The 22,024-nt window shown below is 65.1% G+C and carries 19 protein-coding genes; 18 read left to right on the top strand and 1 reads right to left on the bottom strand.

The features are described 5' to 3' along the window. Positions 1 to 23: 23 nt before the first annotated feature. From QA645_RS28895 to QA645_RS28840, 12 genes are all read left to right on the top strand, one after another. On the top strand, positions 24 to 1,370 hold the full coding sequence (locus QA645_RS28895; RefSeq protein ID WP_254130297.1) for a cbb3-type cytochrome c oxidase subunit I: 1,347 nt from the start codon (positions 24 to 26) through the stop codon (positions 1,368 to 1,370). A gap of 61 nt (positions 1,371 to 1,431) precedes the next feature. Beyond that, positions 1,432 to 2,244 carry a CbbQ/NirQ/NorQ/GpvN family protein gene (locus tag QA645_RS28890; protein ID WP_283044838.1) on the top strand — a complete coding sequence of 271 codons (813 nt, stop codon included), beginning with the start codon at positions 1,432 to 1,434 and terminating at the stop codon, positions 2,242 to 2,244. 10 nt (positions 2,245 to 2,254) lie between these two features. Continuing rightward, positions 2,255 to 4,168 carry a VWA domain-containing protein gene (locus QA645_RS28885; protein ID WP_283044837.1) on the top strand — a complete coding sequence of 638 codons (1,914 nt, stop codon included), beginning with the start codon at positions 2,255 to 2,257 and terminating at the stop codon, positions 4,166 to 4,168. Positions 4,169 to 4,246: 78 nt separating this feature from the next. Next, positions 4,247 to 4,903, top strand: a complete 657-nt coding sequence (locus QA645_RS28880; RefSeq protein ID WP_283044836.1) for an HAD family hydrolase — start codon at positions 4,247 to 4,249, stop codon at positions 4,901 to 4,903. Between the two features lie 6 nt (positions 4,904 to 4,909). Beyond that, the gene (locus tag QA645_RS28875) at positions 4,910 to 5,860 is read left to right on the top strand and encodes a sugar-binding domain-containing protein (RefSeq protein WP_254130301.1); all 951 of its coding nucleotides are present in this window, start codon (positions 4,910 to 4,912) and stop codon (positions 5,858 to 5,860) included. A gap of 302 nt (positions 5,861 to 6,162) precedes the next feature. Continuing rightward, positions 6,163 to 7,473, top strand: a complete 1,311-nt coding sequence (locus tag QA645_RS28870) for a sugar ABC transporter substrate-binding protein (protein WP_254130302.1) — start codon at positions 6,163 to 6,165, stop codon at positions 7,471 to 7,473. Positions 7,474 to 7,563: 90 nt separating this feature from the next. Then, positions 7,564 to 8,436 (top strand): sugar ABC transporter permease, encoded by an 873-nt coding sequence (locus QA645_RS28865; protein ID WP_283044835.1) that lies wholly within the window; start codon positions 7,564 to 7,566, stop codon positions 8,434 to 8,436. Between the two features lie 4 nt (positions 8,437 to 8,440). Next, positions 8,441 to 9,271 (top strand): carbohydrate ABC transporter permease, encoded by an 831-nt coding sequence (locus QA645_RS28860; protein WP_254130304.1) that lies wholly within the window; start codon positions 8,441 to 8,443, stop codon positions 9,269 to 9,271. Positions 9,272 to 9,286: 15 nt separating this feature from the next. Then, on the top strand, positions 9,287 to 10,294 hold the full coding sequence (locus QA645_RS28855) for an ABC transporter ATP-binding protein (protein WP_254192854.1): 1,008 nt from the start codon (positions 9,287 to 9,289) through the stop codon (positions 10,292 to 10,294). Positions 10,295 to 10,314: 20 nt separating this feature from the next. Beyond that, the gene (locus QA645_RS28850) at positions 10,315 to 11,088 is read left to right on the top strand and encodes an SDR family oxidoreductase (RefSeq protein ID WP_254192855.1); all 774 of its coding nucleotides are present in this window, start codon (positions 10,315 to 10,317) and stop codon (positions 11,086 to 11,088) included. Positions 11,089 to 11,127: 39 nt separating this feature from the next. Beyond that, positions 11,128 to 12,774, top strand: a complete 1,647-nt coding sequence (locus tag QA645_RS28845; protein WP_283044834.1) for an FGGY-family carbohydrate kinase — start codon at positions 11,128 to 11,130, stop codon at positions 12,772 to 12,774. Positions 12,775 to 12,779: 5 nt separating this feature from the next. Further along, complete coding sequence (locus tag QA645_RS28840; protein ID WP_283044833.1) at positions 12,780 to 13,715, top strand: carbohydrate kinase; 936 nt, start codon at positions 12,780 to 12,782, stop codon at positions 13,713 to 13,715. Between the two features lie 6 nt (positions 13,716 to 13,721). Here the strand turns inward: QA645_RS28840 and QA645_RS28835 are convergent, their stop codons facing one another. Next, entirely contained in the window at positions 13,722 to 14,609 is an 888-nt protein-coding gene (locus tag QA645_RS28835) for a LysR substrate-binding domain-containing protein (RefSeq protein ID WP_254192858.1), read from the bottom strand. Positions 14,610 to 14,732: 123 nt separating this feature from the next. Between QA645_RS28835 and QA645_RS28830 the strand changes: the two genes are divergently transcribed. From QA645_RS28830 to QA645_RS28805, 6 genes are all read left to right on the top strand, one after another. Continuing rightward, the gene (locus tag QA645_RS28830; protein ID WP_283044832.1) at positions 14,733 to 16,154 is read left to right on the top strand and encodes an amidase; all 1,422 of its coding nucleotides are present in this window, start codon (positions 14,733 to 14,735) and stop codon (positions 16,152 to 16,154) included. A gap of 84 nt (positions 16,155 to 16,238) precedes the next feature. Next, positions 16,239 to 17,189 carry an ABC transporter permease gene (locus QA645_RS28825; protein WP_283044831.1) on the top strand — a complete coding sequence of 317 codons (951 nt, stop codon included), beginning with the start codon at positions 16,239 to 16,241 and terminating at the stop codon, positions 17,187 to 17,189. Further along, entirely contained in the window at positions 17,186 to 18,079 is an 894-nt protein-coding gene (locus QA645_RS28820; RefSeq protein ID WP_283044830.1) for an ABC transporter permease, read from the top strand. Before QA645_RS28825 ends, QA645_RS28820 begins: the two co-directional genes overlap by 4 nt. Before the next feature lie 2 nt (positions 18,080 to 18,081). Further along, a complete protein-coding gene (locus tag QA645_RS28815) occupies positions 18,082 to 19,095 on the top strand; it encodes an ABC transporter ATP-binding protein (RefSeq protein ID WP_283044829.1) in 1,014 nt (337 codons plus the stop codon). Further along, a complete protein-coding gene (locus QA645_RS28810; RefSeq protein WP_283044828.1) occupies positions 19,092 to 20,096 on the top strand; it encodes an oligopeptide/dipeptide ABC transporter ATP-binding protein in 1,005 nt (334 codons plus the stop codon). Before QA645_RS28815 ends, QA645_RS28810 begins: the two co-directional genes overlap by 4 nt. Before the next feature lie 58 nt (positions 20,097 to 20,154). After that, entirely contained in the window at positions 20,155 to 21,648 is a 1,494-nt protein-coding gene (locus QA645_RS28805) for an ABC transporter substrate-binding protein (protein WP_283044827.1), read from the top strand. Positions 21,649 to 22,024 lie beyond the last annotated feature (376 nt).

Here is a 22,024-nt window from a genome sequence, read left to right as displayed (position 1 = left end):
TTTCAAGACAGAGAGAAATCGAGATGAAATATCAGACCCAGAAAGTCGCGATGCTGTATTTCTACGGCGCGCTGACGCTGTTTTTGGCCCAGGTCGTCTTCGGCCTGCTTGCCGGAACCATCTACGTCCTGCCCAACACGCTGTCGGTGCTGTTGCCGTTCAACATCGTCAGGATGATTCACACCAACGCACTGATCGTTTGGTCGCTGATTGGCTTCATGGGCGCGACCTACTACCTGCTGCCGGAGGAGACCGAGACCGAATTGTTCAGCCCGCTGCTGGCAAAGATCCAGTTCTGGATGTTCTTCTGCGCGGCGGCCGTGGCCGTGGTGGGTTATCTCTTCCACTACCATGAGGGTCGCGAATTCCTCGAACAGCCCTTCATCATCAAGGTCGGCATCGTCGTGGTCTGCCTGATGTTTCTGTTCAACGTGACCATGACGGCGCTCAAAGGCCGCAAGACCACGGTCACCAACATCCTGCTGTTCGGCCTGTGGGGTGTTGCGATCTTCTTCCTGTTCGCCTTCTACAACCCGGCCAATCTCGCGGTCGACAAGATGTACTGGTGGTACGTCGTCCATCTCTGGGTCGAGGGCGTCTGGGAGCTGATCATGGCCTCCGTGCTCGCCTTCCTGATGATCAAGCTCAACGGCATCGACCGCGAGGTCGTCGAGAAGTGGCTCTATGTCATCATCGGCCTTGCGCTGTTCTCCGGTATCCTCGGCACTGGCCATCACTTCTACTGGATCGGCGCACCCGGCTACTGGCAGTGGATCGGCTCGCTGTTCTCCACGCTCGAGGTCGCGCCGTTCTTCACCATGGTGATCTTCACGGTGCAGATGACCTGGAAGGCGGGTCGCAAGCATCCGAACCGCGCTGCGCTGTTGTGGTCGGTCGGCTGCTCCGTGATGGCATTCCTCGGGGCGGGCGTCTGGGGCTTCCTGCACACGCTGTCGTCGGTGAACTACTACACCCACGGCACGCAGGTCACCGCTGCGCACGGCCATCTCGCCTTCTTCGGCGCCTACGTCATGCTGAATCTGTCGGTGATGGCCTATGCAATCCCGCAGATCAAGGGACGCGCGCCCTACAATCAGTGGCTCTCCATGACGAGCTTCTGGATCATGTGCACGGCGATGATGGTGATGACGTTCGCGCTGACTTTTGCCGGCGTGATCCAGGTCCATCTCCAGCGCGTGCTCGGCCAGAGTTACATGGACGTGCAGGATCAGCTCGCCTTCTTCTACTGGGTGCGGCTCGGCTCCGGTGTGTTCGTCGCGATATCTGCGCTGATGTTCGTCTGGGCGGTGCTGGTGCCCGGCCGCGAAAAGCCGGCGACCATCCCGGGCGCGTTGCAGCCGGCCGAATAAGCGAGAACGGCGGCCGCGACGATCGCGGCCGCCTGCCCAAGAGAATTTCCGGAGAAGGACCATGAAAGCAGCTCTTCACGCCGTGCCGGCCTCCGCGCCAGCGCTTCCGGCCTATGTCCCCAGCGGCAATGAATGCGTGCTGTTCGAGCATGCCTGGCGGCATCGCTTGCCGGTCCTGCTGAAAGGGCCGACCGGCTGCGGCAAGACGCGCTTCGTCGCACACATGGCGGCGCGGCTGGGATTGCCGCTCCACACCGTCGCCTGTCACGACGATCTCACCGCCGCCGATCTCACCGGCCGATTCCTGCTGAGGGGCGGCGACACCGTGTGGACCGACGGTCCGCTGACGCGCGCGGTGCGGGAAGGCGGCATCTGCTATCTCGACGAAGTCGTGGAGGCACGCAAGGATGTCACTGTGGTGCTGCATCCGCTCTCGGACGACCGCCGCATCCTGCCGCTGGAGCGGACCGGCGAGGAGCTTGCGGCGCCCGACAGCTTCATGCTCGTGGTCTCCTACAATCCCGGCTACCAGACGCTGCTGAAAGCGCTGAAGCCGTCGACGCGGCAGCGCTTCGTCGCCATCGAGTTCGGCTTCTTGGCCCCGGAACAGGAGGTTGCGGTGGTGGCGGCCGAGAGCGGTCTCGCGCCCGATTACGCGCGGCCACTGGTCGCGCTGGCCGGTCGGCTCCGCGCGCTGAAAGGGCATGATCTGGAGGAGGGCGTCTCGACCCGCCTCGTCGTCTATTGCGCCACCTTGATTGCCGCGGGAGCGTCGATCACCGAGGCCGTGCTCGCCGGCATGATCGAGCCGTTGACCGACGATCCCGACGTCAAGGCTGCGCTGCTCGACGTCGCGCGCGCCGTGATTTCCTGAGAGGGCTGTGATGCTCGATTTCCTCGAGCTTGAAGAAACAGTCGGCCGGGCCTGGCATCGTCTCGTCGGCGGCACCGCGAGTTACCCGGTTCATGCCGACCAAGCCGTCTCGCTGGCTGATATCCGTCCGCGCATCGCCGTGATGTTCCGTGCGCTCGGTGGCGAGGCGGGCGTCCAGATCGCGAGCGCGCGTGCTCGCCGGACCGGACACCGGCTCGGATGGCGACAGCGCATCGGGCTTGGCGACGAGCGCCTTGAGCAGCCCGGGCGGGATTCCACCACCATTTTCCTGCCTGACAGCATCGCGATCTTTGCCGACCGTGAATTGAACGCCGCGTTGTATCGGTGGCTCGCGGCCTGGTTCGCATTTGCACCTGTCGATACGATCGGCGAGGCCGATCCGCTGCGGCGCGATCTCCTGAATCTGCGGCGGGTCAGCGAGATCGCGGTACTGGTGCTCACCGAATGCCCGGGCCTCGCCGAAGATTACGCCCGGCTCGCTGCGGCCGTGGCGATGGCCCGGCCGCGCCGGCCGCTGCCGCGCATCGAGCAGGACATGGAGCAGATGGTGCTCACGCTGCTCGGCGCCGATGTGCCACCCGCGGGCAAGTTGTGGCCAGCCATGATGGGAACAGGTCCGTTGCCGGACGAGGCCCCGCCGGGATATCACGCCATCTTGCCGTGCCCGCTGTGGGGCGATTGCTGGACGCGCGAGTTCGCACCGGCGGGAATGCAGGATGACGAGGTGGCCGGAAGCAGCGCGGCCACGCCGCCGGACGAGCGCAAGCGTTTCGCCGTCCGCGAACGCGACGATGGCGCCAATCGCCGGGATCCCTTTGTGCTCAACCGCTTCGAAAAGATCCTGGCGATGGCCGAGATGGTCAATGTCGATCGCCCTGCGGACGACAGTGATGACGAGGACGCGCAGAAGGCGGCCGATGATCTCGAGGAGATCACGCTTGGACATCGCAGCGGCAAGCCCGCGACCCGGCTGAGATTTGATCTCGACCTGCCGCCGGAAGCGCTGGATGACTCTCAATTGAATGCGGAGGTGACCTATCCCGAATGGAATTATCGCAGCCGGTCCTATTTGCCCGATCATTGCCGCGTGCTCGCCGGCGTGGCGTCCGAGCGAGGTGAAATTTGGACGCCCGACGAGGGCATGCGCCGGCACATCCGCCAGGTTCGCCGCCGTTTCGAGATCTTGCGGCCGCGCCACGAATTGATGCGCGCGCAAGCCGATGGCCACGACCTCGATCTCGATGCGCTGGTGCGGGCGCGTTGCGATCTGCGCGCCGGCAGCGGCGCGCTTGATCGCGTTCATGTGGCGATGCGGCCGCAAGGACACGATCTCGCCGTGACCTTGCTGGTCGACGTCTCGCTCTCGACGGATGCGTGGGTTGACGGCCATCGCGTGCTCGACGTCGAGAAGGAGGCGCTGCTCGTGCTTGCCCACGGCCTTTCGGCCTGCGGCGATCACCACAGCATTTTGACCTTCACCTCGCGCCGGCGCGCCTGGGTACGGCTCGAGACGGTCAAGGCGTTCGGCGAGCCGATGAGCGGGGCGGTGGAGCGCCGCATCGGTGCGCTGAGGCCGGGCTATTACACCCGGATCGGCGCCGCGGTGCGCCACGCCTCGGCCGAGCTCGCGCGCCAGCCCCAGCGCAAGAAGCTTCTGCTCGTCCTGACCGACGGCAAGCCGAACGATGTCGATCACTATGAGGGCCGCTTTGCGGTCGAGGACACGAGAAAATCGGTGCAGGAGGCGCGGCGACTTGGCATCGCCGTGTTCGGCGTGACGGTTGACGCCACCGCGCAGTCCTATTTTTCGACGCTGTTCGGCCGCGGCGGCTACGCCATCGTCGGCAACATCAGCCGGCTGCCCGCCGCGCTGCCAGCGATCTATCGGCAGGTGGCCCATTGAACCAGCACGACTAAGCCCGCGGCGCCGTGTTCTCTGTGAGCTATTGCCCATCAGGTGGGTATATGATCGAATACCCGGATGGACCCGGGTCGGCCAGAACTGATCATCTTCGATTGCGACGGCGTGCTCGTCGATAGCGAGCTGCTCAGCTGTCGCTGTCTGTCCGAGGTGCTGGCGGAGTTCGGCTTTCAACTCAGTGTGCAGCAGGCTCTCGAACTCTTCCTCGGGCGCAGCACCAAGGCGATCGAGCAGCACTATCGCGATCTCGGGCAGGTTCTGCCTGACGACTTCCTTCCGCGCCTGAAGGCACGCGTGCTCGAGACCTTTGCGGGGGCGCTCCAGCCGATCCCCGGCATCGGTGCCGTGCTGTCCGGATTGAAGACGCCGCGCTGTGTCGCATCGTCGAGCGACCTCGACCGCGTCTCGCTGTCGCTCGATGTCACGGGCCTCGCGCCGCATTTCGGCGACCGGCTTTACACGGCGCAGATGGTCAGGCACGGCAAGCCGGCGCCGGATCTCTTTCTTCACGCTGCCGGGAAAATGCAGGCCAGCCCTTCGCGCACGCTGGTGATCGAGGATAGCGTCAGTGGCGTGCAGGCCGCCAAGGCGGCCGGCATGATGGTCTGGGGATTTGTCGGCGGTGGCCATTATCGCGCACGCGATGGCCGGGCTATATTGTCCGCCGCCGGAGCCGATCGGGTCTTCGCGCGCATGAGCGATTTCTGGGAGGCGTGAGGCCGCATGGCCGTCGAGAACGAAAAATCCAGGCTCGACGACGCCGCGCGTGCCGGCTGGCTCTATTTCATTGCCGGCCACACCCAGGATGAGATCGCAAAGATGCTGCAGGTGTCGCGCGCCTCGGCGCAGCGGCTGGTGTCGCTGTGCCTCGCAGAGCGGCTGATCACGTTCCGGCTCGAGCATCCGATCGCCGCCTGCATGGAATTGGCCGCGCGCCTGAAGGAGCGGTTTGACCTCAGCCATTGCGAGGTGGTGCCGGCCGACCCTGCGGCGCCGCAGGCGACCGCCGGCATTGCCGAGCGCTGCGCCAATCTGCTGGACGCAACGCTGCGTTCGGAAACGCCCGTCATCGTCGCGCTCGGCACGGGGCGGGCGGTGCGCGCCGCCGTCGAGCGCGTCACGCCGATCGACCGTCCCAATCATCAGATCGTCTCGCTGGTCGGCAACATCTCCGCCGACGGTTCGGCGAGCTTCTACGACACGGTCGGCCGGCTCGCCGACCGCACCGGCGCGCGGCATTACCCGATGCCGCTGCCATTCCTGATGTCGTCGGAGGACGAGCGCAACAAGATGGTCCGCATCGAGCCGATCGCGAAGGTCAAGGCGGTCGCCGCCAAGGCGGATCTCCGTCTCGTCGGCATCGGCCAGATGGACCAGAAGGCGCAGGTCCATGTCGACGGCTTCGTCACGCGTGATGAATTGTTTGAGATGATGCGGCAGGGCGCCATCGGCGAGATCACCGGATGGGCCTATGATTCCAAGGGCCGTCTGCTCAAGGCCGGCACCAACAAGCGCCTCACCAGCATTCCGCCGGAGGTTCCGGCGAAGACCACGACCATTGGCGCGGCGATCGGTGCGGCCAAGGTGCCGGCGATCGCGGCCGCGCTGAACGGGGGCCTGATCAATGGCCTAATCACCGACGAGGCGACGGCACGGGCGATCCTCGAGCGGTAGGGCGCTCGGCGGTCGTGGCCCCGCGTACCACTGTCATCGCCCGCCTTGCGCGCCATTGCGCGCCGGGGCGGGCGATCCAGTACGCCGCGGCCCATCTTGGGGCAAACCGACTGACGATACGGAATACTGGATGCCCCGCCTTCGCGGGGCATGACAGCGTAGGTGGATGTCATCCCTCCCGCACCGCAGCACTCATAAGTTGCGGGAACGGCTGCGCGCCTGCTTGACAAGCGCTGCACCTCGTCCGAACATACGCCCAACGCGTGGGCATATGCTCAAAAGCGCGGGCTAGGGAGGTCACCGTGAAACATGTTTTGGGCGCCGTCTGCGGCGCGTCCGTACTGCTTGCCGTCCCCGCGATGGCCGAAACGACCCTGACGATCGCCACCGTCAACAACGGCGACATGATCCGCATGCAGGGGCTGACCAGCGAATTCACCAAGGCGAACCCGGACATCTCGGTGAAATGGGTGACGCTGGAGGAGAACGTGCTGCGTCAGCGTGTCACCACCGACATCGCCACCAAGGGCGGCCAGTTCGACGTCCTGACCATCGGCACTTACGAGGTGCCGATCTGGGCCAAGAAGGGCTGGCTGGTGCCACTCGCCAATCTCGGCGCCGACTACGACGTCGCCGACCTCCTGCCGAAGATCAAGGACGCGGTCTCCGTCGACGGCAAGCTCTATGCCGCGCCGTTCTACGGCGAGAGCTCGATGATCATGTACCGCACCGATCTGTTCGAGAAGGCCGGCCTCAAGATGCCGGAGAAGCCGACCTGGGATTTCGTGATCGATGCCGCCAAGAAGCTGACCGACAAGAATGCCGGCACCTACGGCATCTGCCTGCGCGGCAAGGCCGGCTGGGGCGAGAACATGGCGTTCCTCTCGGCGATGGCCAATTCCTACGGCGCGCGCTGGTTCGACGAGAAGTGGGAGCCGCAGTTCAATACGCCGGAATGGAAGACGACGCTCACGACCTACGTCAATCTGATGAAGGACGCCGGCCCTCCGGGCGCGAGCTCCAACGGCTTCAACGAGAACCTTGCCCTGTTCAACGCCGGCAAGTGCGGCATGTGGATCGATGCGACGGTGGCGGCGTCCTTCGTGACCAATCCGAGTCAGTCCACGGTTGCCGACAAGGTCGGCTTCGCGCTCGCGCCCAACACGGGGCTCGGCAAGAACGCCAACTGGCTGTGGGCCTGGAACCTCGCGATCCCCGCCGGCTCGAAGAAGACTGAAGCCGCCGAGAAGTTCATCGCCTGGGCGACCAACAAGGACTACACCAAGCTCGTCGCCTCGAGGGAGGGCTGGTCCAACGTGCCGCCCGGTACGCGCACCTCGCTCTACCAGAACCCTGACTATGTGAAGGCCGCGCCTTTCGCCAAGATGACGCTGGCCTCGATCGACGCGGCCGATCCGAACAAGCCGACCGTGAAGCCGGTGCCTTACGTCGGCGTGCAATATGCCGCGATCCCCGAATTCCAGGGCATCGGCACGCAGGTGGGGCAGCAATTCTCTGCAGCGCTGGCCGGGTCGATGACGGTCGATGCGGCGCTTGCCGCGGCGCAATCCGCCACCGAGCGCGAGATGAAGCGCGCCGGCTACATCAAGTAAACCTGAGCTCTCCCTGAGCTCAAACTTGCGGCCATCCACTCATTGCTCGATGGATGGCCGCCCTCTTCACCCCAAGCGGAGAGTCCGAGGATGGCAACCCGGCAGACGCAATTCCTTGCGCGGTCGCTCCTGACCCCGGCCGTCGGGCTCCTCTTCATCTGGATGATCGTCCCGCTGGCGCTGACGCTCTATTTCTCGACGCTGCATTACAGCCTGCTCGATCCCGGCTCGGAAGCGTTCGTCGGCCTTGAGAATTTCCGCTACTTCCTCACCGACCCCGCCTTCCTCGCCTCACTTCAGAACACGCTGGTGCTGGTCGGTTCGGTGCTGGCGCTGACGATCCTGCTCGGCATTCCCCTGGCGCTGCTGATGGATCAGCCGGTGATCGGCCGCAATATCGTGCGACTGATGGTGATCGCGCCGTTCTTCGTGATGCCGACGGTGAGCGCGCTGGTCTGGAAGAACCTGCTGATGCACCCGGTGTCCGGCCTGTTCGCCTGGCTCGCAAAGCTGGTCGGGCTGACGCCGATCGACTGGTTCACGGACGCGCCGCTGTTCGCCGTGATCCTGATCGTGGCCTGGCAATGGCTGCCGTTCGCGACGCTGATCCTGCTGACTGCGCTACAATCGCTCGATGAGGAGCAGAAGGAAGCGGCCGAGATGGATGGCGCCAGCGCGATCTCGACCTTCATCTACATCACGCTGCCGCATCTGGCGCGCCCGATCACGGTGGTGATCCTGATCGAGACCATCTTCCTGCTCACGGTGTTCGCGGAAATCTTCGTCACCACCGGTGGCGGGCCGGGCCTGCAAACCACCAACATCGCCTTCCTCATCTATTCGCAGGCGCTGATCCAGTTCGACGTCGGCAGCGCCTCGGCGGGCGGCCTCGTGGCTGTGGTCATCGCAAATGTCGTCGCTTTCTTCCTTGTCCGCATCGTCGGCCGCAACCTGGAAGCCTGAAATCATGGCGCGCAAGTCAACGACGCAGAAGGTGGTGGTTTCGACGATCGGGGCGTGGTTCTTCGGCTTCCTGATCTTCTTCCCGATCCTGTGGATGGTGCTGGCGAGCTTCAAGACCGAGCTCGAGGCTTTTGCGATCCCGCCGTCTTTCCTGTTCTTCCACTGGACGACTGAGAACTACGCGACGGTGCAGGAACGCAGCGATTATTTCCTCCACGCGATGAATTCGATCATCATCGCCGGCGGCTCGACGCTGATTGCACTCCTCATCGCGATTCCCGCAGCCTGGTCGATGGCGTTCTCGCCGACCAAGCGCACCAAGGACATCCTGCTCTGGATGCTCTCGACCAAGATGATGCCGCCGGTCGGCGTGCTGGTGCCGATCTACCTGATCTACAAAAGTTTTGGTTTGCTCGATACCCGCATCGGCCTCGTCTTCATTCTCTGCCTCGGAAATCTGCCGATCGTGATCTGGATGCTCTTCACGTACTTCAAGGAGATCCCGCGCGACATCCTGGAGGCCGCGCGCATGGACGGCGCCACCATCGGCCGCGAGCTCGTCTATGTCCTGACGCCGATGGCGATTCCGGGCTTGGCGTCGACCATGCTGCTCAATCTGATCCTGGCCTGGAACGAGGCGTTCTGGACGCTCAATCTGTCGACCTCGAACGCCGCGCCGCTCACCACGTTCATTGCGTCCTATTCCAGTCCGGAAGGACTGTTCTGGGCAAAGCTGTCGGCGGCCTCGACGCTGGCGATCGCGCCCATTCTCGTCCTCGGTTGGTTCAGCCAGAAGCAGCTCGTGCGCGGGCTCACTTTCGGCGCGGTGAAGTAAAGGGGCTGCCGGATCATGGGTCAGATCACACTTCAAGGCGTGCAGAAATCGTTCGGTCCCGTGCACATCATCAAGGGCGCCGATCTCGACATCGCCGACGGCTCCTTCGTCGTCTTCGTCGGTCCCTCCGGCTGCGGCAAGACCACGCTGCTGCGGTTGATCGCCGGCCTCGAGGACGTCACCGGCGGCGCCATTCTGATCGACGGCAAGAACGTCGTCGACACGCCACCCGCCAAGCGCGGCCTGTCGATGGTGTTCCAATCCTACGCGCTCTATCCGCATATGAGCGTACGCGGCAATATCGGCTTCGGCCTGAAGATGGCGGGATTGCCCAAGGACGAGATCAACCGCAAGGTCGAGGCGGCCGCCGCGACGCTGAACCTTACGCCTTATCTCGACCGCAAGCCCCGCGAGCTCTCCGGCGGCCAGCGTCAGCGCGTCGCGATCGGCCGCGCCATCGTCCGCGAGCCCAAGGGGTTCCTGTTCGACGAGCCGCTGTCCAATCTCGACGCCGCCTTGCGCGTGCAGATGCGCATCGAAGTGACGCGGCTGCAGAAGCAGCTCGGCACCACCGCGATCTATGTCACCCATGATCAGGTCGAGGCCATGACCATGGCCGACAAGATCGTCGTGCTCAACGCCGGCAAGATCGAGCAATATGGGTCGCCGCTGGAACTCTACGAGCGGCCCGCCAATCTCTTCGTCGCCGGGTTCATCGGTTCACCCAAGATGAATTTCGTCACCGGCGACAGCGCCGCGCAACAGGGCGCCGCCACGATCGGCGTGCGTCCGGAGCATCTCAAGATCGAACGCGAGGGCGCCGGCGGCTGGCAGGGCACGATTTCGGTCGCGGAGCATCTCGGCAGCGACACCTTTCTCTATGTCGATGCCGGGCCGCTCGGAATGTTGACGGCACGCTACATCGGCGAATTGAGCCTGCACGCCGGCGACCGGGTGTCGCTGGTGCCGGACCCCGCGCGCATTCACCGCTTCGACGCAAGCGGCAACGCGCTTCGGAACTAACAAGAAACGGGAATACGACCATGTACCTGGAAAAATTCAAGCTGAGCGGCAAGACCGCGTTCATCACCGGCGGCGGGCAGGGCATTGGTCTTGCTTGCGCGGAGGCATTGGCCGAGGCCGGCGCCAAGGTCATCATCGGTGATCGCGACAGCAAGGTCGCCGGTGACGCCAAGACCAGCCTGAAGGCAAAGGGTTTTGATATCGAGACCGCGATCATGGACGTCACCGACACCAAGCGCGTGGCGGAGGTCGCCAATGATCTCGTGGCCCGCCACGGCAAGGTCGACATCCTCGTCAACAATGCCGGCATTGCGCGCAGCGAAACCCCCGCCGAGACCGTCACCGACGAGCACTGGCTCAACGTCATCGATGTCAATCTCAACGGCACCTTCTGGTGCTGCCGCGAGTTCGGCAAGCACATGCTCAAGGCCAAGAGCGGCGCCATCGTCAATGTCGGCTCGATGTCCGGCTTCATCGTCAACAAGCCGCAGGAACAGTGCTTCTACAACGCCTCCAAGGCTGGCGTGCACCATCTGACCAAGTCGCTGGCCGCGGAATGGGGCGCGCGCGGCATCCGCGTTAATGCGGTGGCCCCGACCTATATCGACACGCCGCTCAACGCCTTCGTGAAGAGCACCCCGAGAATGTACGACGCCTGGATCGGTGGAACCCCGATGGCCCGGATGGGGCAGGTCGAGGAGATCGCCTCGGTCGTCCTGTTCCTGGCATCCGAGGCCGCGAGCCTGATGACCGGCAGCATCGTGCTGGTGGATGGCGGCTATACTTGCTGGTAGGCTTACGTCAAAATTTGACGAGAGCTTCCGGGAGCGACAATGCCGCGAGCCTATATCGGCGTCGACGTGGGGACCACGAGCACGCGAGCAGGGGTGTTTGACGAGGCGGGAGCGCTACTCGCGACCGCCAAACACCCGATCCGGATCTGGCACGAGGCCGGCGACATCGTCGAGCAGTCGTCCCAGGACATCTGGGAGGCTTGTGTCAAATCGGTGCGGGCGGCGATGGCGGAGGCGGCCATCGCGCCCGACAGCGTCGGCGGCATCGGGTTCGACGCCACCTGTTCGCTGGTCGTGCTCGACCGCCAGGGCGAGCCGGTCACGGTCAGCGCCTCCGGCGACAAGCAGCGCAACGTCATTGTCTGGATGGATCATCGCGCCATCGCCGAGGCGCGCCTGATCAACGAGACCGCCGACGACGTGCTGCGCTATGTCGGCGGCTCGATCTCGCCCGAGATGGAGATGCCAAAACTGTTGTGGTTGAAGCGGCATTTGCGTACGAGTTTCGACGCCGCCGGGCATTTCTTCGATCTGGCGGACTATCTGACCTGGCGGGCGACCGGATCGTTGCAACGCTCGACCTGCACCGTCACTTGCAAATGGAACTACCTGGCGCATGACGGCGGCGGCTGGAGCGCGCCGTTCATCCAGCGCATCGGCCTGTCTGATTTCGTCAGCGAGAAATACGCCCGCATCGGCACTGAGATTGTCGCGCCCGGCACGCGGCTCGGTACTGGTCTGACGCGTGCGGCCGCCGCCGATCTCGGCCTGTCAGCGGGCACGCCGGTCGGCGCCTCCTTGATCGACGCCCATGCCGGCGGCATCGGCGCGATCGGCGGCCGTGACGGATCGGGCGGAACGACGGATGTCACCGATCGCCTGGCCTACATCATGGGTACGTCGGCCTGCATCATGGCGACGACAAAAGAGCCGTGCTTCGTGCCCGGCGTCTGGGGTCCCTATTACTCCGGCATGGTGCCGGACTTCTGGCTCAATGAAGGCGGCCAGTCGGCCGCGGGCGCGGCGATCGATCATCTCCTCAAATCGCATCCCGGTCACGTTGAGGCGAGCGCGGTGGCGCGCAGCGAGGGTGTCGACCTGATCGAGTTCCTCGAGCGCCGCATCATCGCCCGCGCGGGCGATGCCAGCCGGGCCGCGCTGCTTGCCCGCGACGTTCATGTGCTTCCCGAATTCATCGGCAACCGTTCGCCTTATGCCGACCCTGATACGCGCGCCGTGATCGCGGGCCTCGATCTCGACACCGATGTCGGTTCGATGGAGCGGCTGTTCATCGCCGGCCTATGCGGGCTGGCCTATGGCCTCGCCGAAGTGATCGAGGCCTTTGCCGCGCACGGCGTCCATGCCGGCATCATGATCATGGGGGGCGGCGCCAGCCGAAGTCCGCTGGTGCGGCAGATCATGGCGGATACCACCGGCCTTACCGTCGCGCTGCCGCAGACCAAGGAGCCGGTACTGCTGGGTGCTGCGATGCTGGGGGCGGTCGCCGGTGGGGCCTATGCCTCGATCGGCGAGACCATGGCCAAAATGTCGGCGCTCGGACGCAAGAGCGAGCCGACCGCGCCGGACATGGCCATGTTTCACAAACGCAAGCGGGAGGTCTACAAGCTGCTGCGCGAGGTCGATCGCGGCAGCCGGGCCGCGATGGCTGACCTCGCCAAGGGTTGAAACGGATGCTGATTTCCTGCGGCGATGCGCTGATCGATTTCGTGCCGACGAAAACCGCCGACGGCCGCGAAGCGGTGATGCCGGCGGTCGGCGGCTCCTGCCTCAACGTTGCGATCGGCATCGCGCGGCTCGGCGCACCGACCGGTTTTGTCGGCGGCATCTCGACCGATCTGTTCGGGCGCATGATCGCGGATCATGCCGCAGCCTCGAACGTCGAGCTTGGTCTCGCCACCCGCAGCGATCACCAGACCACGCTTGCCTTCGTCCGCATCGTCGCCGGCGAGTCGCATTACGCTTTCTATGACGCCGAGACCGCGACGCGGAATTGGACGTTTCGGCGCGGGAGCATTCCCTTCAGTACGATCGAAGCCCTCCATGTCGGTTCGACCACCCTGGTCAACGACCAGGGTGCGGCCGAGACCAAGGCGTTGATCGCGGACGCACGCGCTTCGTCGACGATCTCCTTCGATCCGAACTGCCGGCCCAATCTGGTCAAGGACAAGCCGGCTTATCTCGCTCGCATGGCCGAGTTCGCCGCCAGTGCCGATCTCATGAAGATGTCGGATGTCGACTTCGCCTATCTCTTCGGCGAGGAGCCCTATCAGCAACGCGCGGCCGCGCTGCTGGGGCAGGGTACAAGGCTCGTCGTCATCACCCGCGGCAACAACGGCGCCGTCGCCTGGCATGCGAAGGCAGGGCAGATCGAGGTCGAGGCACCGAAGGTCGAGGTCGCCGACACCATCGGCGCAGGCGACAGCTTTCAGGCCGCATTGTTGTTCGCCCTGCACAAGCAGGGGCGCCTCGTCCGGCAACAATTGGAGGACATCGGCGCAGACGAGCTGCGCCGCGCGCTGTCCTTTGCCGCCAACTGCGCCGGCCTGACCTGCACGCGCCCCGGCGCCGATCCGCCCTGGAGCCGCGAGATCAGCTGGAGCTGGTAGTTCGCCTCACAGCTTTGCGACGATTTTCTCCGCGCACTTCAGAAATTTGGGGATCAGCGGGCTCTGCGAGTCCCGCCGCCAGCACACCGCGATGTCGATGGAATCGGCAGCGTCGCGCAGTGGCCGGAACACGATGCCCCGCGGCGCGCCGAGCTTGGCGCAGGCGGGCAGGATCGCAAAACCTTCGCCGGCGAGAACGAGGCTCATCGCCGAATTCACCGTCTCCACCCGGCTTGCGATCGGCATCACGACCTGGTGCCGCCGCAGCAGAGCTGCGACCGCGGAAGAGGCGGGGTCTCGCTCCGGCGGCGGCAACGCCACCAGGGGACGGCCCTGCAACCGTGCCATAGGCACGGCGCCAAGACGCGCGAGCGGCGAGCGGTTCGGCATTGCCAGCATGAAGCGCTGCGTCCCGATCCGCGCCACCTGGATTTCGGGGTGGTGGATCGCCGGCATGCACAGCGCCACCGTGACGCTGCGGTCGAGCAAACGTGCCTCGCGCGTCGACGCACTGAGGTCGACGAAATCAAGATCGACCCCGGGAATGGATCGCCGCAGCTCGGGGATCAGCCGCGGTAGCACGGCGTTCGCCAGCACGAACATGTAGCCGACCGAGATCCGCCCGCGGCGACCGGCTGCGACCGCACGTGCGGCCTCGATGCCGTCGGCCGCAAGCGCCAGCGCCTCGCCGGCGCGCGCGAGCAGGGCCTGGCCTGCGTCCGTCAGATCCATGCCGCGCGTCCCGCGGTGGAACAGCGGCGCGCCGACCTCGGCCTCGAGCTTGCGGATCTGGACCGAGAGCGGCGGTTGCGCCATCCGCAGCCGCTCTGCAGCCTTGCCGACGCTGCGCGTCTCGGCCACGGCGACGAAATAGCGGAGGCGGCGTAGATCCATAGGCATACCGAAAACGTATGGGTTGATCGCCAAAATCGTATTGGACGCCGAGTTAACAAAACTGTCATTCTCATTGTCAATGCATTGGGCCAACGAGGGTCCGCTTCGGAGCATGATCTGACGATGAACGGCGATCCCTGTCTGCTGTCCGCAACCGAGTTGCGTGATCTGATTGCGCGCAAGCAGATCTCCCCCGTCGAGATCGTCGGCGCCGTGCTCGCGCGCGCCGAGACGCTCCAGCCTGAATTGAACTGCTTCATCACGCTTTGTGGCGACGAGGCGATGGCAGCGGCCCGCGAAGCCGAACGGAAGGTGATGACGGGCGAACCGCTCGGCCTGCTGCACGGGCTTCCCGTCACCGTCAAGGACATCGTCAACACCCGCGGCGTGAAGACCACTTTTGGTGCCGTTCCCTACAAGGACAACATCCCCGCCGAGGATGCCGTCGCGGTCGCAAAGCTGCGCAGCGAGGGCGCGATCCTGATCGGCAAGACCACGACGCCGGAGTTCGGCAGCAAGTGCCTGACCGATTCACCGCTGTTCGGCCGCACCCGCAATGCGTGGAGTGCGGAGCGTTCGTCCGGCGGCTCCAGCGGTGGTGCTGCCGTTGCGGTGGCGAGCGGCATTGCGCCGCTGGCGATCGCCACCGATGGCGGTGGCTCGACGCGGATTCCCGCAGCCTGCAACGGTGTGGTGGGCTTGAAGCAGAGCAACGGCGTGATCGCGCATAGCCAGGCGCTCGATGCGTTCGGCAACCAGACCTATGTCACGCCGACCACGCGCACCGTGGCCGACACCGCATTGATGATGCAGGCGATGGCGGGCGAGGATGCCTGCGATCCCTGGTCGATCGGCATGCCCGTGCCTGACTTTATAGGCACTGCCGCGCCGCGCGGCGACCTGCGCGGCCAAAAGATCCTGTTCTGCGCGTCGCCGCCCGGACGACCGGTGTCGGCGGATGTTGCCACAGCGTTCAAGGCGAGCCTAGACCGGCTCGCGAGCCTGGGTGCCGAACTCGAGGAATTCTCCGGCGAAGGGTACGACGTCGAGCCGATCTGGCGGGCTATCAACCACACCGTCTGGCGTTCGCGGTTTTCGAAACTGGTAACAGAGCATGGCGACGTCCTCAGCGAGGCCTTCGTCAAGCAGATTGCGCTTGCGACCAATGTCAGCGGCGTTGACTATCAGGAGGCGATGTTCGCGCGAACGGCGTTGTTCCGTCGCGTGCAATCCCTGCTTGTGCGCGGGCACCTTCTGGCGATGCCAACCGTCACCCGCACGGCGCTGCCGATCGACCAGGATTTGTTCGGCACCATCGAGATCGATGGGACGCAGTTTGACAGCGTCCGGCCGCACTGGTTCCCCTGGACCATGCCGTTCAACATGACCGGCCACCCTGCGATCAGTCTGCCCTGCGGCTTTGGTCGCGACGGCCTGCCGATCGGGCTCCAGGTCGTCGGCCGCTTCCGGGCCGATGCGGAATTGCTGCGCGTCAGCGCGCTGTTCGAGGCCTCGGCCGACCTGCTCGGCCGCCGGCCGGGCTGAGATGGGGCGCATGCGGCAAAACTCTTGCATCGGGCGTCCGGACATGTTGATCGTGCCGCCGATGAGCCCTGAACCCGACCACGCATGAGCGTATTTGTCCTCCGACGTGTCCTGACTTTGCTGGCGACGCTGGTCGGCGCATCCGTGATCATTTTCCTGGTGCTTGACGCGCTGCCGGGCAATGCCGCGCAGATGCTGATGGGGGCCGACGCCTCGGCCGACGCGGTGCGCGCGCTCACCGTCAAGCTCGGGCTCGATCAGCCGCTGGCGGTTCGCTACCTGCAATGGATCAAGGGGCTGCTCGTCGGCGATCTCGGCAATTCCTATGTCTACGGCACGCCGGTCGGCAACCTGATCGCGGAGCGGCTGGTGCTGACCATTCCGCTCGCGATCATGTCGATGCTCATCACGGTGGTGCTGGCGCTCTCGGCCGGCATCTACACCGCGGCCAACCACAACAAGCTCGGCGACGTCGGCGTGATGTCGCTGACCCAGATCGGCATCGCGCTGCCGAACTTCTGGTTTGCGATTCTCCTGGTCCTCCTGTTCGCCGTGCGGCTGCAATGGCTCTCGGCAGGCGGCTTCGCCGGTTGGGATGACGGTATCTGGCCCGGCGTCAAATCGCTGCTGCTGCCGTCGATCTCGCTTGCCGTGGTGCAGGCCGCGATCCTCGCCCGGGTCACCCGCTCGGCCGTACTCGAAGTGCTGCGCGAAGATTTCGTTCGCACCGCGCGCGCCAAAGGGCTCGGCAAGCGCGAAGTGCTGTGGAGCCACGTGCTGCGCAATGCGATGATCCCCGTGATGACGGTGATGGGCCTGCAATTCGCCAACCTGCTCGCCGGCACCATCGTCATCGAGAACGTGTTCTATTTGCCGGGCCTCGGCCGCCTGATCTTCCAGTCGATCGCCAACCGAGACCTGATCGTGGTGCGCAATTGCGTGATGCTGCTGGCTGCCATGGTCGTCATCGTCAATTTCGTGGTCGACGTGCTCTATGCTTTCATCGATCCCCGCATCAAGGTGCACGACCTGTGAGCGCGCCCCTGACAAGTTCGGTTGATGCGCCGGTCGCAACGCGTCCCCTGCCGGCCAAGACTTTCTGGGGCCGCGCGCTGCGCCATCGCAGTTTTGTGCTGGGCGGCGTGCTCAGCCTGCTGGTGGTCGCGTCGGCCGCGCTCTCGCTGGTGTGGACGCCGTGGTCGCCCTACGAGATCGACATCGCCTCGAAACTCCGGCCGCCCTCGGCCGCGCACTGGCTCGGCACCGACTCCTTCGGCCGGGATATCGTCTCGCTGTTGCTCGCCGGCGCCCGCTCGACCATCCTGGTCGGCATCATCGCGGTCAGCATCGGTCTCACCTTCGGCGTCTGCCTTGGTCTGATCGCGTCGGCCAAGCGCGGTTGGACCGAAGAGGTCATCATGCGCTTCTCCGACTTCACCTTCGCCTTTCCTGCCGTGCTCTCCGCGATCATGCTCGCCGCGGTCGCGGGGCCAGGCATGCTGACCTCGATCATTGCGATCGGCATCTTCCAGATCCCGACCTTGACCCGGCTGACGCGCGGCTCGGCCAATGCGATCTGGGCGCGTGAATTCGTGCTGGCGGCGCGTGCCTCGGGGAAGGGCGCTTTCCGCATCACCATCGAGCATGTGCTGCCGAACATCCTGTCGATCCTGATCGTGCAGGCGACCATCCAGTTCGCGCTCGCCATTCTCGCCGAGGCGGCGCTGTCCTATCTCGGCCTCGGCACGCAGCCGCCGCAGCCGTCCTGGGGCCGCATGCTGAACGATGCGCAGACCATGCTGTTCCAGTCGCCGATGCTCGCGGTCTACCCGGGTGCGGCGATCGCGATCGCGGTGCTCGGCCTCAACCTGCTCGGTGACGGCTTGCGCGATCTGCTCGATCCCAGACTGGCGCGGGAGCGGTAACGATGGCTGATCCCGCAACCATGCCGCTGATCGAGGTCGACAATCTCGGCGTCCGCCTCAACACCAGCCGCGGCCCGGCGCAGGCCGTGCGCGGCGTCAGTTTTGCGCTGAAGCGCGGCGAGACGCTCGGGCTCGTCGGCGAATCCGGCTGCGGCAAGTCGGTCACGGCGCTGTCGCTGATGGGATTGCTGCCGGACAGCGCTGATATCACCGGCAGCATCAAGCTGGATGGACGCGAGCTCGCGCGGCTGCCGGACGCGGAATATTGCGGCTTGCGCGGCAACCGCATCAGCATGATCTTCCAGGAGCCGATGACGGCGCTCAACCCGATGCACACGATCGGCCATCAGGTCGCCGAGCCGCTGCGGCGTCACAAGAAATATTCCGCCGCGCAGGCGCGCAGGGAGGCGATCGCGTTGCTCGACCGCGTCGGGCTGCCTGATCCCGCCAAGCGCATCGATGCCTATCCGCACCAGTTCTCGGGCGGCCAGCGCCAGCGCGTCACGATTGCGATGGCGCTGGCCTGCGAGCCGGATCTCCTGATCGCGGACGAGCCGACCACGGCGCTCGACGTCACCATCCAGGGCCAGATCCTCGATCTCATCGCCGACCTCGTCGAGGAGCGCGGCATGTCGATGATCCTGATCTCGCATGATCTTGGCGTCATCGCCGAGAACGTGCAGCGCATGATGGTGATGTATGGCGGCACGGTCGTCGAGAGCGGGCCGACCGACGAGGTGTTCCGCCGCATGGGCCATCCCTATACGCAGGGCCTGTTCCGCGCGCGTCCGCGGCTCGGTGCGCGCAAGGGGACGCGGCTGACGACGATCTCGGGCACGGTGCCGGAGCTCGCCGATCTGCCGGCTGGCTGTGCCTTCGGCGAGCGCTGTCCGCTGGTCGAGGACAAATGCCGCGCGGCGCTGCCGCCGATGGTCGAGGTCGGCCCCGCGCATGTCGTGCGCTGTGTCCGCACCGATGTCTCGATGGCCGCGAATGTCGGGGCGCTGTCAGCATGACCGCAGCTCCGCTTCTCGACGTCAAAGATCTCGAGCAGCGTTACACGCTGCCGCGCGAAAGCCTGTTCCGTCCACCGGGACAGGTGCGGGCGCTCAATGGCGTCAGCGTGCAGGTCCAGGCCGGCAAGAGCCTCGGCATCGTCGGCGAGTCCGGCTCCGGCAAATCCACCTTTGCGCGCGTCGTGATGGCGCTGGAGCGGCCGGCCGCGGGACAGGTCACGCTGCTCGGCCGCGATCTCAACCGCATCTCTCCCGATGAATTGCGCCGTGCGCGGCGCGATTTCCAGATGGTGTTCCAGGATCCCTATGGATCGCTCGATCCACGCCAGACCATTGCGCGCATCGTCGCCGAGCCGCTCACCGTGCTCGATGATGCCGACCGCAGCACGTTCCGTTCCCGCGTCGCCGCGGTGCTGAAGCAGGTCGGCTTGCGCGATGCGGACATGGACAAGTATCCGCACGAGTTTTCGGGCGGACAGCGCCAGCGCATCGCGATTGCGCGTGCGCTGATCACCCAGCCGAAGCTGATCGTCGCGGACGAGCCCGTCTCTGCGCTCGATGTCTCCGTGCAGGCCCAGGTGCTGAACCTGATGCAGGACCTGCAGCAGCAGTTTGGGCTGAGCTACATCCTGATCAGCCACGACCTCGCTGTCGTGGACTATCTCTGCGACGAGGTCGCGGTGATGTATCTCGGCCGGGTGGTCGAGCAGGGGCGCCCCGAAGATCTGTTCGAGCGCTGCGCCCATCCCTATACGCGGGCGCTATTGGACGCGGTGCCGCGGGCACGTGCCGGCGGCGGCCGGCGGCGGCGCGGGGTCCAGGCGATCGCCTCGCAATCGGCGGCTGCGACCGGATGCCCCTATGTGGCGCGCTGCCCGCTCGCCGACCAGCATTGCCGCGAGGTTCCGCCCTTGCTACGCAGGGTGGGCGAGGGACATCTCGCCGCCTGCCACAAGGCGGAGGCCGTGATGGCATTGCCGCAGGCGGGTATGGAAGGCTAATGTCGCCCGCAGGATTGGCGTAGCCTCAGGAATACAGAAGAAGGCCGGGGAGTTAGGCATGTTGAAGAAGCTAACGATCGTCGCTTTTGCCGCAGCATTGGCCGCGGCGCCGCTGCCGGTGCTGGCGCAGAGCAAGAAGGACAGCGTCGTCATGGGCATGACGCTGGAGCCGCCGGGGCTCGATCCCACCAACGCAGCCGCCGCCGCGATCGCCGAGGTCACGCTCTACAACATCTACGAGACCCTGACCAAGATCAACGAGGACGGCTCGGTCGCGCCGCTGCTCGCCGAGAGCTGGACCGCGTCGCCCGACCTGAAGACCTATACGTTCAAGCTGCGCAAGGGCGTCAAATTCCAGAACGGCGAGGCGTTCGATTCCGCGGCCGTCAAATTCTCGTTCGAGCGCAACGCGGCCGCGAACAGCACCAACAAGGACAAGAGCCTGTTCCAGGCTTTCGAGAAGATCGATGCGCCCGACGCCGAGACGATTGCGCTCACGCTGAAATATCCCGAGCCGAACCTGCCGTTCCTGCTGGGGCAGGCGAGCGGCTCGATCGTCGAGCCGAAGAGCGCTGCGACCAACGTGACCCAGCCGGTCGGCACCGGGCCGTACCAGCTGGGCGCCTGGGTCAAGGGCTCCTCGCTCACGCTGAACAAATGGGCCGACTATCGCAACGCGTCCGCGATCAAGCTGTCCAAGGTGACGATCCGCTTCATCGGCGATCCCGCCGCGCAGATCGCGGCTCTGCTGTCCGGTGACGTCGATGCGTTCCCGCGCGTCACCACCCGCGGCGTCGCGCAGTTCAAGAGCGATCCGCGCTTTACCGTGCTGGTCGGCGGCTCCAAGGCCAAGACCATCGTCGCCATCAACGAGAAGAAGAAGCCGCTCGACGACGTGCGGGTGCGCCGCGCGATCCTCGCCGCTATCGACCGCAAGGCGATGATCGACGGCGCGGTCGAAGGTTTCGGCACGCCGATCGGCAGCTTCTACACGCCGGGCTCGCTCGGCTATGTCGACACCACCGCCGTCAACCCTTACGACCCCGAGAAGGCGAAGAAGCTGCTGGCTGAAGCCGGCGTCACCGCGCCGCTCGAACTCAGCCTGAAGCTGCCGCCGCCGCCTTACGCGCGGCAGGGCGGCGAGATCCTCGCAGCCCAGCTCGCCAAGGTCGGCATCAACGCCAAGATCGAGAACGTCGAGTGGGCGCAGTGGCTGTCGCAGGCTTTTGCTCCGAACGGGCCGCATAATTACGACCTCACCATCGTCTCCCATGTCGAGCCGTTCGATCTCGTCAAGCTGACCGAGCCCGACTTCTATCTCGGCTACAACAGCGACGCCTTCAACGCGCTCTACAAGCAGGTCGTGTCGACGCCCGATGAGGCCGGCCGCGCAAAGCTGCTCGGCGATGCCCAGAAGATGCTGGCGACCGACGCGGTGGCCGGCTTCCTGTTCCAACCGCAATGGCCGACGGTCATCAACAAGAAGCTGAAGGGCGTCTGGAAGGAAGTCCCGCAGTTCGAGAACGATTTCTCGGCCTGGTCCTGGGAGTAGACCTGGTCACCGAAGTCAAATCCGACAACTCGATTTTGACCTCTCCCCATCCGGGAGAGGTCATTTTTTTTGGCTGCATCGAACAAGATCTGCGAAACAACCCCATGCACAGTAGCCCGGGCCAGTGCCTTCAATGGCTTGTGCGACCTGCTCGATGGCTTGCGCGAATCCGCGGTGGATTTGACCCGTCGGGCAAAACAGGGGCATGATGGCATCGTCGAAGAAGACCGCGCGTTGTCATGTGAGGGCGCCCCGTCCATCGATCCCCCGACGTTGAACGTTTGGAACCCTCATGCGTTAGCCCGGCGCAGGATGGCCGTAGGCCGTGCGATCCAGCGCGAGGGCAGACGGAGTTCGGCCATTGCTGAAACTGCAC

Origin of the sequence: Bradyrhizobium sp. CIAT3101, assembly GCF_029714945.1 — a bacterium.
In the GTDB taxonomy this organism is placed as follows: Bacteria; Pseudomonadota; Alphaproteobacteria; order Rhizobiales; family Xanthobacteraceae; genus Bradyrhizobium.
Note: the sequence above shows the minus strand (reverse complement) of the source record. Positions and strands in the feature narration are given on the sequence as shown.

What these genes read in the sequence shown, in the direction of transcription:
- QA645_RS28865 (WP_283044835.1), top strand. Translation starts at nt 7,564, where the DNA reads ATGGCAACCCGGCAGACGCAATTCCTTGCGCGGTCGCTCCTGACCCCG.
- QA645_RS28845 (WP_283044834.1), top strand. Translation starts at nt 11,128, where the DNA reads ATGCCGCGAGCCTATATCGGCGTCGACGTGGGGACCACGAGCACGCGA.
- QA645_RS28890 (WP_283044838.1), top strand. Translation starts at nt 1,432, where the DNA reads ATGAAAGCAGCTCTTCACGCCGTGCCGGCCTCCGCGCCAGCGCTTCCG.
- QA645_RS28805 (WP_283044827.1), top strand. Translation starts at nt 20,155, where the DNA reads ATGTTGAAGAAGCTAACGATCGTCGCTTTTGCCGCAGCATTGGCCGCG.
- QA645_RS28830 (WP_283044832.1), top strand. Translation starts at nt 14,733, where the DNA reads ATGAACGGCGATCCCTGTCTGCTGTCCGCAACCGAGTTGCGTGATCTG.
- QA645_RS28895 (WP_254130297.1), top strand. Translation starts at nt 24, where the DNA reads ATGAAATATCAGACCCAGAAAGTCGCGATGCTGTATTTCTACGGCGCG.
- QA645_RS28850 (WP_254192855.1), top strand. Translation starts at nt 10,315, where the DNA reads ATGTACCTGGAAAAATTCAAGCTGAGCGGCAAGACCGCGTTCATCACC.
- QA645_RS28885 (WP_283044837.1), top strand. Translation starts at nt 2,255, where the DNA reads ATGCTCGATTTCCTCGAGCTTGAAGAAACAGTCGGCCGGGCCTGGCAT.
- QA645_RS28835 (WP_254192858.1), bottom strand. Translation starts at nt 14,609, where the DNA reads ATGGATCTACGCCGCCTCCGCTATTTCGTCGCCGTGGCCGAGACGCGC.
- QA645_RS28840 (WP_283044833.1), top strand. Translation starts at nt 12,780, where the DNA reads ATGCTGATTTCCTGCGGCGATGCGCTGATCGATTTCGTGCCGACGAAA.
- QA645_RS28825 (WP_283044831.1), top strand. Translation starts at nt 16,239, where the DNA reads ATGAGCGTATTTGTCCTCCGACGTGTCCTGACTTTGCTGGCGACGCTG.
- QA645_RS28880 (WP_283044836.1), top strand. Translation starts at nt 4,247, where the DNA reads ATGGACCCGGGTCGGCCAGAACTGATCATCTTCGATTGCGACGGCGTG.
- QA645_RS28860 (WP_254130304.1), top strand. Translation starts at nt 8,441, where the DNA reads ATGGCGCGCAAGTCAACGACGCAGAAGGTGGTGGTTTCGACGATCGGG.
- QA645_RS28810 (WP_283044828.1), top strand. Translation starts at nt 19,092, where the DNA reads ATGACCGCAGCTCCGCTTCTCGACGTCAAAGATCTCGAGCAGCGTTAC.
- QA645_RS28875 (WP_254130301.1), top strand. Translation starts at nt 4,910, where the DNA reads ATGGCCGTCGAGAACGAAAAATCCAGGCTCGACGACGCCGCGCGTGCC.
- QA645_RS28855 (WP_254192854.1), top strand. Translation starts at nt 9,287, where the DNA reads ATGGGTCAGATCACACTTCAAGGCGTGCAGAAATCGTTCGGTCCCGTG.
- QA645_RS28815 (WP_283044829.1), top strand. Translation starts at nt 18,082, where the DNA reads ATGGCTGATCCCGCAACCATGCCGCTGATCGAGGTCGACAATCTCGGC.